We start from the raw sequence: 16954 nt of genomic DNA on the forward strand, positions 1-16954 counted from the left end.
GGGGCGCCGCCGTCGTAAGCCCCCTAAATGAAAGGGCCCCCGTGTCCCGCTCCGAAAAAGTGTCCTTCGAAGGTTCCACCGGCGAGCTGCTCTCCGGGGTCATCGACCTCCCCGAGGGTCCGGTAAAAGGCTGGGGCGTGTTCTCCCACGGCTTCACGCTGGGCAAGGACAGCCCCTCGGCCTCACGGATGTGCAAGGCGCTGGCGGACAACGGGGTGGGCATGCTCCGCTTCGACAATCTCGGCCTGGGCGAGTCCGCGGGGCTCTGGTCCGAGGGGTCCTTCAGCCATAAGGTGGCGGACACCGTCCGGGCGGCCGAGTTCATGCGCGACTCCGGCCGCGCCGTCTCGCTGCTCGTGGGTCACTCGTTCGGCGGGGCCGCGGTGCTGGCGGCCGCCGGGAGCATCCCGGAACTCGACGCCGTCGCCACGGTAGGCGCACCGTTCTCGCCCAAGCACGTCGCGCATGTCTTTGACGCCGCGCTGGACCGCATCCTGAGCGAGGGCAGCGCCGAGGTGGACCTCGGCGGCAAGCGGGTGGAGATCCGCCGGCATTTCGTCGAGGACCTGGAAAACGCGGACCTGACCGATTGCATTCGGCGGCTGCACAAGCCCCTGATGGTGCTGCACTCCCCCACCGACAACACGGTGGGCATCGACAATGCCAGCAGCATCTTCCAGACCGCGCGGCACCCGCGCAGCTTCGTCTCGCTCGAGGGCTCCGACCACCTGCTCACCGGCAAGGGCCAGGCAGCCCGCGCCGCCAGGATTATTTCGGCGTGGGCCGATCAGTACCTCGACGCCGGAAGCTAGCCGCCGGGCGGCGTCGCTCCCGCTGCTCGGCCGGCGTCTTCCCGGGCTGGACCTGGCGCGCACCCCAGCCGGCAGTCCTGGCGGACGGGGCGGTTGTGACGTCCTCTTCGCGGATCGCTGACCACGCGGCCGAGACGAGGTAGACCTGGCTGACCAGGTTGAACCAGATGAGCAGACCGATGATGATGGCGAAGGGCGCGAGGATAGGGTTCCTGCCGGCGCTGGCGAGGAGTTCGGCGCTGAAGATCTGGAGGACGCTGGTGCCCACCGCGGCCAGGATGGTGCCTTCCAGCAGGGCCCGGCGCTGCAGTTTGAGCCCGCCGGCGAGCCGGAACATGATCAGCGCGGTCACCCAGCCCAGAACCAGCGGCACCGCGATCTTGATGGACGTGGTCAGCGGGCCGGCCACCAGCGGGTCCAGGTGGAGCTGTTCGGCCACCCAGCCGGCGGCGGTGCCGAACACGAGCGAGGCACCGGCGCTGATCACCAGGGCGACGCCGAGCAGCAGCAGGGTGCCGGTGTCGCGCAGTTTCAACAGGACCGGGTTGACCTTGAGCGGGGGAAGCCGCAGCACGCCGCGCAGGCCGTCACGCAGGCCGGCAATCCAGCCCAGCGAGGTCACCACGGTGACGACGGCGGCGATCGCCGCCGTCCAGCCGAGGCCGCTGGGGTTCAGCAGCTCCTGCGGGTCCACCAGCCCCTCCCGGCCGCCGACCTTGAGCAGTCCGGGGGCACTGGTGGCGACGCTGCCGACGACCTTGTCCAGCAGCGCCGGCTGGCCGCGCAGCAACAGCCCGGCGATCGAAAAGCCGGTGGCCAGCAGGCCGGTGATGGAGAAGAACATGTTGAAGCCGATGCCGGCGCTCATCAGCGGGCCGTGCTGCAGGTTGTAATGCCGGAAGGCCCGCATCGGCCGGAACACGTTGAGCCGGGCGAGCAGCCACTGGACCATGGCCAGCGGCGCGGCCAGGCCTCCGCCGGCGGAGCGCCGAGCCTTGCCCCAGTCCACCCTTTTCCGGATGACTTCCAGCCTCAGCTGGGCGAGGTCGGTGGGAAGCGGAGGTTCAGCGGGCGCCTGTTGCGCCGGCCGCGCCTCGGTGGTCGTCAGGTTCGGTGCCAAAGTCAAGCTCTTCCCGTAGCTGCCAGATGCCGTTGTCGTCGTGCTCGTAAAGTCCCATGCTAGCCACCGGGAAGCTGGCCCTGTAATTCTTCAGCGCCGTCTCGGCCTCGTCGAGGCTTTCCGGGGCCACGTCGTGGGCCACGGTGACGTGCGGGTGGTAGGCAAACGGCAGTTCGCGCTCCAGCGGCCCGGTCTGGAGCTGCTGGTGCAGCCTGACGCACTCGCCGAAACCGGCCTCGACGTTCAGGTAGACCACCGGCGATACCGGGCGGAAGGACCCGGTGCCGGCGATCGTCACGGTGAACGGCTCTTGCCCCCGCGCCACCTCGCGGACGTGGTTGCGGGTTGCTTCCCAGTCCTGCGTCATGGTGGTGGTGACCAGGGTGATGTGCGCCGGTATGGACGCGGCCATCGGGTCCCCGAAGGAGGCCCGCCAACGCTGCAGTTCCTCGGCGATCTCCCGCGGGAAACCGAGGATGACGCCGATGCTGATGCCCTCATCCGGGGTCTGTCCGTTGCCGGCCGCCGCACTTTGGTGGGGTGCGGCGCCTGAACCCTTGCGTGCGCTGTGGTGGACGGCGCGCCCGGTGTCGTTGGCGGTGACTTTGCTGGCAGAGGACATTGCGCTAGTGGACTCCCCGTGCTCCGGCGTAGGGCAGGAAGCCGACCTTGGCGTAGACGTCCCGGAGGGTGACCGAGGCGATCTCCCGGGCTTTGTCCGCGCCCAGGGCGAGCAGCCGGTCCAGCTCCGCAGGATCGTCCAGCAGCTGGTTCGCCCGGTCCCGGATCGGGCTCAGGTGTTCCGTGACCACCTCGGCGAGGTCCACCTTGAGGTGGCCGTACATCTTGCCCTCATAAGCGGCGACGAGTTGCTCCACGCTCTGCCCGCTGATGGCCGAGTAGATCGTCAGCAGGTTGGAGACGCCGGGCTTGTTCTCGCGGTCGAAGCGGATTTCGGTTTCCGCGTCCGTCACGGCGGATTTGATCCGCTTGGCGATCACCTTGGGGTCGTCCAGCAGGTTGATCAGGCCGGCCGGCGACTCCGCGGACTTCGACATCTTCGCCGTCGGGTGCTGCAGGTCGTAGATCTTGGCCGACTCCTTCTGGATGAAGGGCTGGGGCACCGTGAAGGTCTCACCGAAGCGGGAGTTGAAGCGCTGCGCGAGGTCGCGGCTCAGCTCCACGTGCTGGCGCTGGTCCTCCCCCACCGGCACGCCGTGCGGCTGGTAGAGCAGGATGTCCGCGGCCTGCAGGATCGGGTAGGTGAAGAGTCCGACGCTGGCCTGGTCCGAGCCCTGTTTCAGGGCCTTGTCCTTGAACTGGGTCATCCGGGAGGCCTCGCCGAAGCCGGTGATGCAGTTGAGCACCCAGGCCAGCTGGGCGTGTTCCGGGACCTGGGACTGGACGAAGAGCGTGCACTTGTCCACGTCGACGCCGCCGGCAATGTACTGCGCGGCGGTGACGCGGGTGCGGTGGGCCAGCTCGGCAGGATCCTGCGGCACCGTGATGGCGTGCAGGTCCGGGATGAAGAAGACGGCGTCGTATTCGTCCTGCATCCTCACCCAGTTGACGAGGGCCCCGAGGTAGTTGCCGAGGTGCAGCGAGTCGGCGGAGGGCTGCATGCCGGAGAGAATGCGGTGCCTGGCACCGGGAACCGCCGGAGCCTGTCCGGCGGGTGAGACGACAGCGTCCAGTGCGACGCCGGCGTCGACGCCGGCCAGAGTCGACGCGTTTGAAGGAGAGGTCATGGGAGGAACCTTAAGACTAGAGCCGGTAGTCCACTACCAGCGGGGCGTGGTCGGAGAAGCGTGTGTCCCAGGACGGCGCCCGGTCAACAACTGCTGACACCGCCGCGGCGGCGAGAGCGGGCGTGGCCATGTGGTAATCAATGCGCCAGCCGGTGTCGTTGTCGAAGGCCTGTCCCCTCTGCGACCACCAAGTGTAGGGGCCGTCGACGCTACCCGCCAGGCCCCTGTGAACATCCTTCCAGCCGATTTCCTCGCCGAAGAAGCGGTCGAAGTAGGCACGCTCCTCGGGCAGGAAGCCGGCACGTTTGACGTTGCCCTTCCAGTTCTTGATGTCCAGCTCGGTGTGGCCGACGTTGAGGTCGCCCACCACCAGGGCATGGTCGCTGTGCTTGGCCAGCTCCGGCAGCCGGTTTGCCATCACGTCCAGGAAACGGAACTTGTCATCCTGCTTCGGGGTGCCGGCCTCGCCGGAGTGCACGTAGGCGCTGGCCACGGTCAGCTGAGAGGCCTGACCCGCGGCGTCTCGGACAATGTAGTCGGCTTCCACCCAGCGGCCGGCCGTCGCGAAGTAGTCGTCGCCGATGCCGGAACGGGTGGCGACGGGCTCGGTGCGGGAGGCAATGGCGACGCCGGCCCGGCCTTTGGCCTCGGCCTCGGCGTGCAGGATGTGCCAGCCCTCGCCGAGGAGCTCGTGGACGATCGCATCAGGCGCGCGCACTTCCTGGAGGCAGAGGATATCGACCTCACGCGGCGCCAGCCATTCCGCCATGCCTTTTTTGTAGGCGGCGCGGAGGCCGTTGACGTTAACCGATGCGATGCGAAGGTGGTCCTTCTTCAATGCCGAGCTCACCCGTTCCACTCTAGTCGATGATGGTTCCGTGGACCGGCTGGTCGGTGCCGTCCGCGGACTTGATCATGTCCCGTGCATTGGTGGCCGTGATCTCGATGGTTTCCAGCGCCCGGCGGATGGTGTCCTGGTCTGCGGCGCCGCCCTTGGCCTGTTCCTGCTCCACCACGCGGACCTGCACCTGGACAATCTTGAAGGAGTGGTCCAGCTTCATGTCGCGGACCTCGTCCGCTCCGCGGCGGTCGCCGACAAGGCGGGTGCCGCCGTGGTCGGCGCTGCCGGACGACGGCGCCCGGCCCACCGCGGAGTTGAACGCGTTCTGCGCCTCGTTCAGCTTGGCGCCGGCTTTCTTGGCAGCCCGCTGGATGCTGAACACCACGAACGATGCCAGAGCGAGCCAAAAGGCGGCGATGACCGCGACAACCCAGCCCACGACGTCGTTCTGGTTCGCCGCGAAGATGACGGCCACCAGGAACGCGATGATGAAGACCGTCATCCCGAGACCGCCGATGCGGAACATCGAGAATTTTCCGGTGGCCGCGTTGAACGCGGACGGCTTGGCAGAAGGGTTGTCCAGAGATCGCATGTGCCTATTATCGCAAACCGGCCGGACCCGGGGTTCCGCTTCCACCCCGGGCGAACGGCGCGGGGGAACTACGCCGTCACTTCGCCGTCAGGACAGCACCAGGCAAAACGGGTGCCCGCTGGGGTCCGAGTAGACCCGGAAGGACTCTCCGCCGGCGAACAGGTTCGTGGCGCCGAGCTTCAGCACCTCGTCCTCCGCGGCGTCGAGGTCCCCCACCATCACGTCCACGTGCATCTGCTGCGGGTGGTCCGCGTCCGGCCACTGCGGCCGGACCAGCCGCTCGACCCGCTGGAAAGCGAGCGCGGGGCGGTCGGCCGCGTCGCCGATCGTGATCCAGTCCGCATCCTCGTCCACCCGGACCATGCCGAGCAGCTGCTGGTAGAAGGTCGCGGCTGTGTCCGGCTGCTCGCAGTCGATGACGAGGGCGTGCCATTTGCCGATCATGGGGTTCTCCTTTGCGCCGGGCCTGTGACGACCGGTTGTGTCACTTCAGGAACAGTTTGCGGAGCCGGCCGGTGGTCAACGCCACGCCGAGCACGATCATGGCGAGGTAGTAGCCGATGTGCACCGCGGTGGCGGGGGTGAACACGCCGACGCTGATCTGGCGCAGCAGCTCCACCCCGTGCCACAGCGGCATAGCCTGGATCAGCCACTGGATCCACTGCGGGTACACGCTCAACGGGTAGAAGGTGGCGCTGAAGAGGAACATCGGCAGCATCACGAAGTTGATCCAGTCCATCTGCTGGAAGGTCTTCATGAAGCTGGTGATGCCCATGCCGAAGCTCGCGAAACCGAACGCGATCAGCACCGACGCCGGGATCATCAGGATGGCCCACGGCGTGGTGATCAGGCCCATCACGCCCATCACGGCGGTGAAGCCGGTGGCGTACATGAGTCCGCGGAGCAGGGCGAGGAAAATTTCGCCCATCGCGACGTCGATCGGTCCCAGGGAGGTGTAGAGCATGCCCTGGTACAGCTTCGCGAAGTTCATCTTGAAGAAGACGTTCCAGGTGGAGTCGTAGACGGCGCCGTTCATCGCCGAGACCGCCAGCAGGGCCGGGGCGATGTAGGCCGCGTACGAGATCTGCTGCCCGCCGGGACCCTGCACCGCGCCGACGATCGCGCCCAGCCCCACGCCCATCGAGATCAGGTACAGCACCGGTTCGAAGAATCCGGAGACCATGACCATCCAGTTGCTGCTCTTGGTGGCCATCAGCCCGCGGGCGACGACGGCGCGCACGTTGCGCGAGTAAAGCGGCCCGAAGCGGCGGTTGCGGGCGGCGTCGGTGACGCTCTGGCCGCCCGCCTGGTTTCCCGGATCGCGGTGTCCGGCGAGCACGCTCATGATGCCATCCTTTTGGCGAACTGGCGCCGGGTCAGGACCCAGCCGAGAACGGCGAGGCCGAGCAGGAAGACGACGTGGACCACGGTGAGCAGTGGCGCTTCCTGATAGCCGTAGCTGAAGACGCGGCCCAGTTCGGTGCCGTGCCAGATCGGCGAGATCCAGCCGATCCAGCGGACCGCCAGGGGCAGGGTGTCCAGCGGGAAGAAGGTCCCGGAGAAAAGGAACAGCGGCATCACAATGAAGCGCATGACCATGGCGAACTGGCCCCTGTCGTTCTTGATGGTGGCCGCGTAGGCCATCAGCGGCAGACCGAAGGACAGCCCGGCCAGCGTGGCCACCAGGATCGAGACCCAGCCCCAGGCGCCCGGGGACGCACCGAAGAGTGCGACGACGCCGAAGTAGATGGCGGACTGCAGCACGAACCGCACCGTGACGGCAATGATCTGCCCGGCCGCGATCTGCTCCGGGGTCAGCGGCGAGGCGTGCGGACCGTAGTAGACCCGGCGCCATTTGAAGCCGTCCAACACCGGGAAGGTGAACTCGTTAGCGGCGGTCATCACGGCGGCGGAGATTAGCAGGGCGGGGGCGATGAAGGCCAGGTAGCTGACGCCGCCGAAGGCCGCCGTGGAGTTCGTGTCCACCAGCGTGGCCAGGCCCACGCCCATGGCGAAGAGGTAGGCCACCGGCTGGCCGACGCCGTACATGACGATGGTCCAGCCGTAGCCCTTCATGACCCGCAGGACCTGCTCGGCGTAGTAGAAGGCGCCCCAGCGGCGGGCGCGGGCTGCCGAGACGGCCGGCGAATGAGCGCGCAGGGCGGGCGGTGCCGTCGTCCCCGCCGCGGCGTTAATTGAATTAGTCAACGAGGCTCCGGCCGGTCAGGCGCAGGAAGACGTCTTCCAGCGAGGAACGGCGGACCAGCGAGGTGACCGGGTGCAGTCCCCGGGCGGACACCTGCTCCAGGGCGGCCTCGCCGTCGTGGGCGTAAATGAGCACGCGGTCCGGCAGGGTCTCGATCCGTTCGCCGATGCCTTCGAGCTCGGAGCCGACCGTGGCGTTGCGCTCGGAGCCGAAGCGCAGCTCCAGGACTTCGCGGGTGGAGTATTCGCGGATCAGGCTCGCCGGGGACCCTTCGGCCATGATTTTGCCCTTGTCCACCACGATCAGGCGGTCGCAGAGCTGCTCGGCCTCGTCCATGTAGTGGGTGGTGAGGATCAGGGTGACGCCCTGTTCCTTGAGCCGGAACAGCCGGTCCCAGAGGATGTGCCGGGCCTGCGGGTCAAGCCCGGTGGTGGGCTCGTCCAGGAGCAGGATCCGCGGTTCGTTGATCAGGGAACGGGCGATCGTGAGGCGGCGCTTCATGCCGCCGGAGAGCGCGTCGACCTTGGACTTGGCCTTGTCCGTCAGCTGCGCGAACTCAAGCAGCTCGTCCGCCTTGGGTTTGAGGTAGCTCATCGGCAGGCCGAAGTAGCGGCCGTAGACCAGCAGATTGTCCCGGACCTTCAGTTCCTCATCCAGGTTGTCCTGCTGCGGCACCACGCCGAGGTGGGCACGGACTTCGGGGCCGTGCTGCTCCGGGTCCAGGCCCATGATGCTGAGGCTGCCGGAGGTGCGCTGCGAAACGCCGCCGATCATCTTCATGGTGGTGGACTTGCCGGCGCCGTTGGGCCCGAGCAGTCCGAAGGCTTCGCCGGCGGGCACGCGGAAGGAGATGCCGTCGACGGCGGTGATGTCACCGTACTTCTTGGTGAGGTTTTCGGCGGTAATGACGTACCGGGGAGAGCCGGATCCTTCGGGGCTGCTCACAGGGGATTCTTTCGAGACAAGTTCAGACACCCGAAACACGGTAGTCGATCCCGGCAAACTATGAAAGAGTCTCTTCGTAAAATATTCCAGACGTTTGCCAATTCGTGATGTCCGGCTTAAACGGCCAGGGCGCCCGCTCCCGAAGGAGGGGGCGCCCTGCGCGCTCAGTACACCTAGGCGGCGGGCCCGCTTGCCAGCTGGCGTTCCGCGGTTTCCACCACGTTGGCCAGCAGCATGGCGCGGGTCATCGGCCCCACTCCCCCGGGGTTCGGCGACAGCCAGGCGGCGACGTCGGCCGCGGCGGGCTCGACATCCCCGGTCACCACGGCCTTGCCGGTGCCGTCGTCGACGCGGCTGACGCCGACGTCGAGCACGATGGCGCCGGGCTTGAGGTCCCCTGCCTTGATCATGTGCGGCTGGCCGGCCGCAGCGATCACGACGTCGGCCTGCCGGAGTTCGGCGGGCAGGTCCACGGTGCCGGTGTGGGCCAGGATGACGGTGGCGTTGACGTCTTTGCGGGTGAGCAGGAGGCCCACCGGGCGGCCGATCGTGACACCGCGGCCCACCACGAGGACGCGTTTGCCGTTGAGGTCGATGCCGTGCCGGGTCAGGAGTTCCACGCAGCCCTTGGGCGTGCAGGGCAGCGGGGACTTCATGGGCCCGCTGACATTTGCCACGAGCCGGCCCAGATTCATCGGGTGCAGGCCGTCGGCGTCTTTCTCCGGATCCATGGCCTCCAGGATGACGTCCTGGTCAATGTGCGCCGGCAGCGGCAGCTGGACGATGTAGCCCGTGCATTCCGGGTTCTCATTGAGCTCCCGCACCACGGCCAGCAGCTCCTCCTGGCTGGTCTCTTCCGGCAGGTCGCGGCGGATCGAGGTGATCCCCACCTCGGCGCAGTCCTTGTGTTTGCCGCCCACGTACCAGGTGCTGCCCGGGTCGGAGCCGACCAGGATGGTGCCGAGGCCCGGAACGATCCCATGCGTCTTCAGCGCGGCGACGCGTTCGGTAAGCTCGGCCTTGATCGCGGCCGCGGTCGCCTTGCCGTCCAGGACCCGGGCGGTGTTCGCCTGCGTCGGTGCGGAGTCTGCGGGGACAGAGTCAGTGGCGGTCATCGGATCACCACTGCTCGTGCTGCGGGTACAGCGGGAAGTCCTCGGCAAGCTTGTCCACGCGGGTTTGGAGCGCTTCGACGTCGGTCGCGGACCCCGCCTTGAGCGCGGTGGCGATGATCTCCGCGACCTCGGTGAATTCCTTGGCGCCGAAGCCTCGGGTGGCCAGGGCCGGAGTGCCGATGCGCAGGCCCGAGGTGACCATCGGCGGGCGCGGGTCGAAGGGAACGGCGTTTCGGTTGACCGTGATGCCGACCGAGTGCAGGAGGTCCTCAGCCTGCTGTCCGTCCAGCTGGGAGTTGCGCAGGTCCACGAGGACCAGGTGCACGTCGGTGCCGCCGGTCAGCACGGAGACTCCGGCGTCGGAGAGATCGGACTGGTTCAGGCGGTCGGCGATGATCCGGGCGCCCTCCAGCACACGCTCCTGGCGCTCCTTGAATTCTTCCGTGCCGGCGATCTTGAAGGCGACGGCCTTCGCGGCGATGACGTGCATCAGCGGTCCGCCCTGCTGGCCGGGGAAGACGTTGGAGTTGATCTTCTTCGCCCACTCCTGCTTGGCCAGGATCACGCCGGAGCGGGGACCGGCGAGGGTCTTGTGCACGGTGGAGGTGACGACGTCGGAGTGCGGGACCGGGCTCGGGTGCAGTCCCGCGGCCACCAGGCCGGCGAAGTGCGCCATGTCGGTCCAGAGCAGCGCGCCGACCTCGTCGGCGATCGAGCGGAAGGCCGCGAAGTCGAGGTGGCGGGGGTAGGCGGACCAGCCGGCGATAATGACCTTGGGCTTCTCGGCGATGGCCTGCGCGCGGAGCTTGTCCATGTCGATCCGGAAGTTGTCTTCCTCGACCTGGTAGGCGGCGACCTCGTACAGCTTGCCGGAGAAGTTCAGCTTCATTCCGTGGGTGAGGTGGCCGCCGTGGGCCAGCGAGAGGCCCAGGATCTTATCTCCCGGGGTGATCATGGCGGACAGCGCTGCGGCGTTGGCCTGCGCACCGGAGTGCGGCTGGACGTTGGCGAACTCGGCGCCGAAAAGCTCCTTGACGCGGTCGATCGCGAGCTGCTCGGCGATGTCTACGTACTCGCAGCCGCCGTAGTAGCGGCGTCCCGGGTAGCCCTCGGCGTACTTGTTGGTCAGGACGGAACCCTGTGCCTCCATCACGGCGCGCGGCGCGAAGTTCTCGGAGGCGATCATTTCCAGGGTGCCGCGCTGGCGGCCGAGCTCCTGGGCCAGGACGGCGGCAATTTCGGGGTCGAGTTCAGCGAGCGGCTGGTTGCTCACGGCTGCTGAGGAAAGGCTAAGGGAAGTAGTCACGAAGAACTCCTGGCTTGGCAACGGTCACTGCTTTAAGGTCAGGTTACCGGCTGGCCCGCCGCGGCGCCGCTAAATTACGGGCACCCGAAACGGGGCCCATACTGCAGGCGCAGCACCCTGAGGGGATGCCGTCGGCGGGACGGCAGCGTGGCTGCCGTCCGGAAAAACATGACCCTCGGCCCAGGCGTACGATCCGTGGTCTGCGTGCGTGCCGCTCCCTGGTGGTTAGCCACCCAACGCCAGTTGCGACGGGTCCAGACTATCCCAGCCGCGGGTAGGCTGTCTTTCGTGACTGAAGACCAGCTGACTGCCTCCTACGTTCTGACCCTCTCCTGCCCGGACCGCCCCGGGATCGTGCACGCCGTGGCCGGCGCCCTCCTCGTGGCCGGCTGCAATATTACGGACTCGCAGCAGTACGGCAGCCAGGGCACCGGAACGTTCTTCATGCGGGTCGAGGCGACGACGGCGGCCGCGCCGGCCGAGTTGCACGCCGCGCTTGAACCGGTGGCCCAGGCCTTCGGCATGCAATGGAGCCTTAACCCGGCCGGGCGGAAGGTCCGTACCCTGCTGATGGCGAGCACCTCGGCGCACTGCCTCAATGACCTGCTGTTCCTGCAGCGTTCCGGCACCCTGCCGATCGAGATCCCGGCTATCGTCTCAAACCACCGGGATCTCGCGGGCCTGGCCGAGTTCTACGGCATCCCGTTCCACCACATCCCCGTCACCCGGGACACCAAGGTCGAGGCCGAGGACGCGCTGCGCACGCTCATGGCCGAGCACGACATCGAGCTCACGGTGCTGGCCCGGTACATGCAGATCCTCTCCGACGAGCTGTGCACGGAGCTCACCGGCAAGGCCATCAACATCCACCATTCCTTCCTGCCCTCCTTCAAGGGCGCCAAGCCGTACCACCAGGCCCATGCCCGCGGCGTGAAGCTTATTGGCGCCACGGCTCACTACGTCACCGCAGCCCTGGACGAGGGGCCGATCATCGAGCAGGAAGTCATCCGGGTGGACCACCGGCGCACCGCCGAGCAGTTTGTCCAGATGGGCCGCGACGTCGAGGGCCGCACGCTCGCCCAGGCCGTCCAGTGGCACGCCGAGCACCGGGTGCTGCTGGACGGCAACCGAACCGTTGTTTTCAGCTAGGGCCGTCCAGCTAAGGGCGTTCAGCCAGGGCTTGTCTTCACTCCGGCTCCGCCCTTAACTGGAGCCATGGCATCAACGCGGCAGGACAATCTCTCCGGTTTTCTCGCCCTCCTCAAGGCCGAGGGCCGGCGCGGCGTGCTGGGCCTGGACTGCGGCTCCGGCGCGGACGGGCTGCTCTTTGTCCGCGCCGGGATCCACTTCACCGGCGTGGACGCCTCGGAGGAGAACATCCATGCCGCCCGGGCCAGGGGGCTCTCCGCCTCCGTCGCGACCGGCCGTGCGCTGCCCTTTGCCGATGCAGCCTTCCCCGCCGTCTGGGCGGTGGACGCGCTGGCGGGATCGCCGCCGTCGGAGTGGGACGACGTCGTCCGTGAGCTGCGGCGGGTGGCGGAACCCGGGGCGCCGGTCGCCGTCGTCGTGCCCGAACCCGGGCACCCCGGCCTCGGACGCGGCTTCACGGTCCTCCGCTCCCCCGCCTGAGCAGCGCCCCCGGCGTCTCCAGCACACGCTCCCGCACGTGTGGCGGGAGCGTTCCGCCGATTTCCGCCGGATCCGCGGGAGCGTCTGTCTGTCAGGGGCGCCGGACGCTGCGCATGTAGCCGCCCAGGAAGCCGCCCGCAACCAGCAGGACGGCGCCCACCCGTGCCAGGCGCACGCCCAGCCGGTGGCGGTCCTTGCGCCGCGCGCGCCAAGACGCCAGGAAGAGCAGCGTCGCAGCGAGGTTGGAGGCGGCATGGACGACGCCGACGCGCCGCGTGGCTGGGTCGGCCCGGGCCCATTCCGCCCAGCCGCTGAGTCCGGTCGGCGCCGCTGCGAGGAGGCCGAGGCCCACCAGCCGGCGGGCGGCGCGCCGGCTGCCCTCGTCCGGAAAGAGGTCCAGGAAGATCGCCATGAACCACGCCCCGAAGGGTACATCGGTGAGGATCACGTGCGGCGGGATGCCGGTGGCGTCGCCGCGGAAGAAGCGCCGGAGCCGGGCGTCGGCGATCAGGCGGGAGGCCAGCGGCTCCGCGGCCCGGACGGCCGGGTCGAGCACATCGGCGCCTTCCAAACGTTTCATCAACTGCAGGAACATCTCGGCCACCTCCAGGGGTGTGCGTTGGAATGGCCCCGATACTACTCAGCGCCGCCCTGCCCGCAAGAGGCCGGTGTCCTAGGCTGGAGGCATGAGTCCCGTTTACGCTTTCGCCGGTGACACCCCGGCCGTCCACGAATCCGCCTTCGTTGCCCCGAGCGCCTCGGTGATTGGCAGGGCCACGCTGGCAGAGAACTCCAGCGCCTTCTACGGCGTCTCGGTCCGGGCCGACACCGCCGCGATCACCGTGGGTGCCGGCACCAACCTGCAGGACAACGTCGTGCTGCACGCGGACCCGGACTTCCCCTGCACCATTGGCGCCCGGGTCAGTGTCGGCCACAGCGCCGTGGTGCACGGCTGCACGGTCGAGGACGACTGCCTGATCGGCATGAGCGCCACCATCCTGAACGGCGCGGTGATCGGCGCCGGCTCGCTCGTGGCCGCCGGCGCGGTGGTCCTGGAAGGCACCGTGGTGCCGCCCCGGTCACTCGTCGCAGGGGTGCCGGCGAAGGTCCGCCGCGAACTGAGCGATGAGGAGTTCGAGGGCGTCAAGCACAACGCCGCCCACTACCAGGAGCTCGCCCGCGCCCACCGCGAACTGCACGCCTGACCGCCCGGGTGCCAGCGCGGGGGCTGGACCCGGGCCGTTCAGTCCGTTCAGTCCGGACCCACTCCGTCCAGTCCATTCAGTCCAGGGCGATCGGGCCCAGTTCGGAGAGCAGCTCTCCCGGTCCCGGGTTCCCCGGGGCGCTCCGGCCGCCGAGATGGTTGACCACGCCCCAGACCGCGTTCAAACCGGTGGTCACGGCACCCTCCGCCCAGCCGGCGGTGAAGGAAATGTCGTCGCCGGCGAGGAAGATGCCGCGCTGTTCGGCGGCCAGGGCATCCTGCTTGAAGTGGGTGAAGAGCCGCTGCTGGTAGCGGTAGTGCCCCGGCAGGTTGGCTTTGAACGCGCCCATGAAGTTGGGGTCGGCCTCCCATGAGACGGTGATCGGCTGGCCAACGATGTGGCTGGCAATGTCGACGCCCGGGTAGATCTGCTCGAGCGAGTGCAGCATGAGCTTCACGCGTTCTTCGGCATCGAGTGCCAGCCACTTCAGCGCGTCGTCGTTCCAGGTGTAGGACAGCAGGATCACGGCCGGCTGGTCCGGGCCGTTGTCCAGCAGGTACGTGGCCCGGTTCAGCCGGTCGGTCAGCGTCATGGACAGGACCTCACGGCCGCTCTCCGCGTCGATGTCCTTCCAGAACGGCCGGTCGACCATGACGAAGGTCTTGGAGGACTGCATGTAGTGCGAGCGCTCGATCGCGGTCCACAGCTGCGCCGGAAACAGGGACTCGTCCGTGTGGATGCGCGTCGACAGCAGCCACGACTGGCACGTGGTCACCACCGCCGGGTACGCCGCCTCGCGCCCCCAGCGTTCCCGGACCCGGAAGTCCCCGTCGCCGTCCCGCGCGATGCGGTCCACGGCGCCCCGCGGGGCGCCGGCGTGCAGGGAAGCCAGGGAGGTGCCGTCCGGCCAGTGGGCCATGCCCGACGGCGCGTGCTCCCACAGCGCCTCGGGGAGCCGCTGCGCGCCGCCGGCGATGAGCCGGTGCTGATCATCGGCGTCGGTGTAGACCACCCGAAGGATTTCGAGGATGGAGTTGGGGAAGTCGGTGTCCCAGCCGCCGGTGCCGAAGCCCACCTGGCCGAACGCCTCGCGGTGGGCGAAGCCGGCCTGCTTGAAGGCGTCGCTGCCGGCGATGAAGCCGTAGAACGTCTGCTCGTCCAGTTCGGGGAGCAGCGCGTTCCACAGCTCCTTGATCCGGGCCGTGTCCCGGGCCCGGATGGCCTCCTGCATCTCGGCGAACGCGGCGCCGTCGTTCACGGCCGCCTTCCAGGCGTCCGCCACCTCAAGGAAGAACGGCGGCAGGTCCGCGGCGGTCTCGGCGTAGTACTTCTGGCCCGCGAGCTCGATCACGGTGCTGGAGGTCGCCGGCGCCAGCGGATTCGGGAACTCCTGGGTCTGCAGGCCGAGGAGGTCGACGTAGTGGTAGAAAGCCTTGCCCGAGACCGGGAAACGCATGCCGCCGAGGTCCGCCACGACGCCGGGGGCGGACGGGAAACTGGCGGTCCTCAGCCGGCCGCCGATCCGGTCGGCCTCATAGACCACCGGCCGCAGGCCCAGCTTCATCAGCTCGTAGGCGGTCACCAACCCGGACAGGCCGGCCCCGACGACGGCGACTTCGGTCCCGTACAGTTCGGGCGGCACGGAGCCCAAGCCGTCCGGGTGGGCCAGGTAGTGGTCGTAGCTGAACGGGAAATCCGGATTCAGCATGGTGATGGGCGCCGCGGGCGTTCCGTCCCCGGCCGGGACATGAGCCGGGGTGGAAGCCGGACCGGGCGGCGGCAGTTCGGTGGCGGTGGTCATGAGATCTCTGCCTTCACTTCCTGGGTTGGGGTGGTGTTTGCGGGTTGGCGGCCGGATAGTTCACGGTATTCCTCGTGGCTCAGGGCTGCCACCCTGGAATTCTTCCGGCCGTAGCCGAAGTAGGCGGCAAGGCCCACGAGCATCCAGGCAGCGAAGACCGCCCAGGTCTCGGCACCGAGGTTGGCCATCAGGTAGGCGCACATGATGGCGCCGAGGACCGGTGTCAGCGGAAAGAGCGGGACGCGGAAACTGCGGGTGAGTTCCGGCCGGCTGCGCCGCAGGTGGATGACGGCCACGTTGACCAGCGCGAACGCGAAGAGGGTGCCGATGCTGGTGGCATCCGCGAGGGCGCCGAGCGGCACCAGGCCGGCGGTCAGCGCGACGGCGGTGCCCACGATCAGGGTTCCGGCAACCGGGGTCCCGGTCCGGGCCGAGACCCGGCCGAAGACCTTGGGAACGAGGCCGTCGCGGGACATGGACAGCAGGATCCGGGTCTGTCCGTAGAGGACGGTCAGCACGATGCTGGCGATGGCGAGCACGGCGCCGACGGCGAACAGCACACCGACCCACGGCTGGCCGGTGATTTCCTCCAGGATTTTCACGAGCGCCGCTTCGGTGCCGTCGAACCAGCCCCAGGGCCGGGCGCCGATCGCGGCGACGGCCACCAGCACGTAGATGCTGGTGACGATCAGCATGGAGAGCAGGATGGCCCGCGGAAGGTCGCGCTTGGGATCGCGGGCTTCCTCGCCCGCCGTGGAGGCGGCGTCGAAGCCGATGTAGGAGAAGAAGACCCGGGAGGCAGCGGCCGAGACTCCGGCGGCGCCCATTGGCATCAGGGGTTCGAAGTGCCCGCCGTTGAAGGCGGTGAAGGCCACGGCGCAGAAGAACAGCAGGATGCCGACCTTGACCAGGACGATCGCGGTGTTGATCCAGGCGCTTTCCTTGGCGCCGCGGACCAGGAGCACCATGGCCAGGACGACTATGACGATCGCGGGCAGGTTCAGCACGCCGCCTGCTCCCGGCGGCTGCGAAACAGTGTCCGGAAGCGTCAGGCCGAAGACAGCCAGGGCCTCGTTGACGTACTGGCCCGCACCGACCGCGACGGCGGCCACGGAGACAGCGTATTCGAGCACCAGGCACCAGCCGCAGATCCAGGCCATGCCCTCGCCCATCGTGGCGTACGTGTAGGAGTAGCTTGACCCGGCGGCGGGCACCAGGCCGGCCATCTCCGCGTACGACACGGCCGAGAGCAAGGCCGCCAAGCCGGCGATGGCAAAGGAGATCCAGATGGCCGGGCCGGCCAGCGGGACCGATTCGCCCAGGATCACCAGGATGCCCGTGCCGAGTGTGGCGCCGACGCTGATCATGGTCAGCTGCAACACACCGAAGCTGCGGACCAGCCGCGTGCCGCCGTGCCCGGTTTCGGCCTCGCGGACCAGTTGTCCGATCGGCTTGCGGCGCAGGAGCTGGGCGGCGAGCCCGGGGCGGCTGGCGGCGGCCGGTGGGCGTTCCCCGAGCAGAGTTGGCACAGTCATCGTTGACGTCCTTATCTTCAGTAGTGGTCGGTTTCCCCAGACCAACCCTAGGGCTGTGAGCCACCTCTCACCGTTGTGCAAAATGACCTATAGTCTTCA

The 16954-nt window shown here is 68.3% G+C and carries 18 protein-coding genes and 1 riboswitch; of the genes, 4 read left to right on the forward strand and 14 right to left on the reverse strand.

The genetic code is table 11. The features are described from left to right. The first annotated feature begins 41 nt into the window (after window positions 1-41). On the forward strand, window positions 42-812 hold the full coding sequence (locus AC1DBL_RS11130) for an alpha/beta hydrolase family protein (protein ID WP_476893268.1): 771 nt from the start codon (window positions 42-44) through the stop codon (window positions 810-812). Here the strand turns inward: AC1DBL_RS11130 and AC1DBL_RS11135 are convergent. The 11 genes from AC1DBL_RS11135 to glyA all read right to left on the reverse strand — a co-directional run bounded on the left by AC1DBL_RS11135 (window position 769) and on the right by glyA (window position 10685). Then, window positions 769-1932 (reverse strand): YihY/virulence factor BrkB family protein, encoded by a 1164-nt coding sequence (locus AC1DBL_RS11135; protein ID WP_476926110.1) that lies wholly within the window; start codon window positions 1930-1932, stop codon window positions 769-771. The two genes, AC1DBL_RS11130 and AC1DBL_RS11135, sit on opposite strands and share 44 nt — an antisense overlap. Then, window positions 1877-2554, reverse strand: a complete 678-nt coding sequence (locus tag AC1DBL_RS11140; protein ID WP_441418520.1) for a 2'-5' RNA ligase family protein — start codon at window positions 2552-2554, stop codon at window positions 1877-1879. Before AC1DBL_RS11140 ends, AC1DBL_RS11135 begins: the two co-directional genes overlap by 56 nt. A gap of 4 nt (window positions 2555-2558) precedes the next feature. Then, the gene (trpS, locus tag AC1DBL_RS11145) at window positions 2559-3680 is read right to left on the reverse strand and encodes a tryptophan--tRNA ligase (RefSeq protein WP_476926111.1); all 1122 of its coding nucleotides are present in this window, start codon (window positions 3678-3680) and stop codon (window positions 2559-2561) included. A 16-nt stretch (window positions 3681-3696) separates the two neighbouring features. Next, window positions 3697-4530, reverse strand: a complete 834-nt coding sequence (locus AC1DBL_RS11150) for an exodeoxyribonuclease III (RefSeq protein ID WP_441418522.1) — start codon at window positions 4528-4530, stop codon at window positions 3697-3699. Between the two features lie 10 nt (window positions 4531-4540). After that, on the reverse strand, window positions 4541-5113 hold the full coding sequence (locus AC1DBL_RS11155; protein ID WP_441418523.1) for a hypothetical protein: 573 nt from the start codon (window positions 5111-5113) through the stop codon (window positions 4541-4543). Between the two features lie 87 nt (window positions 5114-5200). Beyond that, the gene (locus AC1DBL_RS11160) at window positions 5201-5557 is read right to left on the reverse strand and encodes a VOC family protein (protein ID WP_476926112.1); all 357 of its coding nucleotides are present in this window, start codon (window positions 5555-5557) and stop codon (window positions 5201-5203) included. 40 nt (window positions 5558-5597) lie between these two features. After that, on the reverse strand, window positions 5598-6458 hold the full coding sequence (locus AC1DBL_RS11165) for an ABC transporter permease (protein ID WP_476893272.1): 861 nt from the start codon (window positions 6456-6458) through the stop codon (window positions 5598-5600). Continuing rightward, complete coding sequence (locus tag AC1DBL_RS11170) at window positions 6455-7321, reverse strand: ABC transporter permease (RefSeq protein WP_441418526.1); 867 nt, start codon at window positions 7319-7321, stop codon at window positions 6455-6457. Before AC1DBL_RS11170 ends, AC1DBL_RS11165 begins: the two co-directional genes overlap by 4 nt. Next, the gene (locus AC1DBL_RS11175; protein ID WP_476926113.1) at window positions 7314-8264 is read right to left on the reverse strand and encodes an ABC transporter ATP-binding protein; all 951 of its coding nucleotides are present in this window, start codon (window positions 8262-8264) and stop codon (window positions 7314-7316) included. Before AC1DBL_RS11175 ends, AC1DBL_RS11170 begins: the two co-directional genes overlap by 8 nt. Before the next feature lie 173 nt (window positions 8265-8437). After that, window positions 8438-9379, reverse strand: a complete 942-nt coding sequence (locus AC1DBL_RS11180) for a bifunctional methylenetetrahydrofolate dehydrogenase/methenyltetrahydrofolate cyclohydrolase (protein WP_476926114.1) — start codon at window positions 9377-9379, stop codon at window positions 8438-8440. A gap of 4 nt (window positions 9380-9383) precedes the next feature. Then, window positions 9384-10685 (reverse strand): serine hydroxymethyltransferase, encoded by a 1302-nt coding sequence (gene glyA / locus AC1DBL_RS11185; RefSeq protein WP_441418529.1) that lies wholly within the window; start codon window positions 10683-10685, stop codon window positions 9384-9386. 171 nt (window positions 10686-10856) lie between these two features. Further along, window positions 10857-10942: riboswitch (ZMP/ZTP riboswitch) on the reverse strand. A gap of 31 nt (window positions 10943-10973) precedes the next feature. Here glyA and purU point away from each other — a divergent pair. Beyond that, window positions 10974-11834 carry a formyltetrahydrofolate deformylase gene (gene purU, locus AC1DBL_RS11190; protein WP_476926115.1) on the forward strand — a complete coding sequence of 287 codons (861 nt, stop codon included), beginning with the start codon at window positions 10974-10976 and terminating at the stop codon, window positions 11832-11834. 66 nt (window positions 11835-11900) lie between these two features. Further along, window positions 11901-12314 (forward strand): class I SAM-dependent methyltransferase, encoded by a 414-nt coding sequence (locus tag AC1DBL_RS11195; RefSeq protein ID WP_441418531.1) that lies wholly within the window; start codon window positions 11901-11903, stop codon window positions 12312-12314. Between the two features lie 91 nt (window positions 12315-12405). Here AC1DBL_RS11195 and AC1DBL_RS11200 read toward each other — a convergent pair whose 3' ends face one another. Further along, entirely contained in the window at window positions 12406-12894 is a 489-nt protein-coding gene (locus tag AC1DBL_RS11200) for a DUF2231 domain-containing protein (protein ID WP_441418532.1), read from the reverse strand. Between the two features lie 106 nt (window positions 12895-13000). Here AC1DBL_RS11200 and AC1DBL_RS11205 point away from each other — a divergent pair, with 106 nt between their 5' ends. Further along, a complete protein-coding gene (locus tag AC1DBL_RS11205) occupies window positions 13001-13519 on the forward strand; it encodes a gamma carbonic anhydrase family protein (RefSeq protein WP_441418533.1) in 519 nt (172 codons plus the stop codon). A gap of 76 nt (window positions 13520-13595) precedes the next feature. On the opposite strand, the gene AC1DBL_RS11210 is transcribed toward AC1DBL_RS11205, so the two are convergent. Continuing rightward, window positions 13596-15320 carry a flavin monoamine oxidase family protein gene (locus tag AC1DBL_RS11210; RefSeq protein WP_476917638.1) on the reverse strand — a complete coding sequence of 575 codons (1725 nt, stop codon included), beginning with the start codon at window positions 15318-15320 and terminating at the stop codon, window positions 13596-13598. Beyond that, a complete protein-coding gene (locus tag AC1DBL_RS11215) occupies window positions 15317-16855 on the reverse strand; it encodes an amino acid permease (RefSeq protein ID WP_441418535.1) in 1539 nt (512 codons plus the stop codon). Before AC1DBL_RS11215 ends, AC1DBL_RS11210 begins: the two co-directional genes overlap by 4 nt. Window positions 16856-16954: the final 99 nt, after the last annotated feature.

Source organism: Arthrobacter sp. 10T44, assembly GCF_056393885.1.

Coding starts and splice junctions, on each gene's coding strand:
- AC1DBL_RS11140 (WP_441418520.1), bottom strand. CDS start 2,554: ATGTCCTCTGCCAGCAAAGTCACCGCCAACGACACCGGGCGCGCCGTC.
- trpS (WP_476926111.1), bottom strand. CDS start 3,680: ATGACCTCTCCTTCAAACGCGTCGACTCTGGCCGGCGTCGACGCCGGC.
- AC1DBL_RS11155 (WP_441418523.1), bottom strand. CDS start 5,113: ATGCGATCTCTGGACAACCCTTCTGCCAAGCCGTCCGCGTTCAACGCG.
- AC1DBL_RS11160 (WP_476926112.1), bottom strand. CDS start 5,557: ATGATCGGCAAATGGCACGCCCTCGTCATCGACTGCGAGCAGCCGGAC.
- AC1DBL_RS11165 (WP_476893272.1), bottom strand. CDS start 6,458: ATGAGCGTGCTCGCCGGACACCGCGATCCGGGAAACCAGGCGGGCGGC.
- AC1DBL_RS11180 (WP_476926114.1), bottom strand. CDS start 9,379: ATGACCGCCACTGACTCTGTCCCCGCAGACTCCGCACCGACGCAGGCG.
- AC1DBL_RS11195 (WP_441418531.1), top strand. CDS start 11,901: ATGGCATCAACGCGGCAGGACAATCTCTCCGGTTTTCTCGCCCTCCTC.
- AC1DBL_RS11200 (WP_441418532.1), bottom strand. CDS start 12,894: ATGAAACGTTTGGAAGGCGCCGATGTGCTCGACCCGGCCGTCCGGGCC.
- AC1DBL_RS11205 (WP_441418533.1), top strand. CDS start 13,001: ATGAGTCCCGTTTACGCTTTCGCCGGTGACACCCCGGCCGTCCACGAA.
- AC1DBL_RS11210 (WP_476917638.1), bottom strand. CDS start 15,320: ATGACCACCGCCACCGAACTGCCGCCGCCCGGTCCGGCTTCCACCCCG.
- AC1DBL_RS11215 (WP_441418535.1), bottom strand. CDS start 16,855: ATGACTGTGCCAACTCTGCTCGGGGAACGCCCACCGGCCGCCGCCAGC.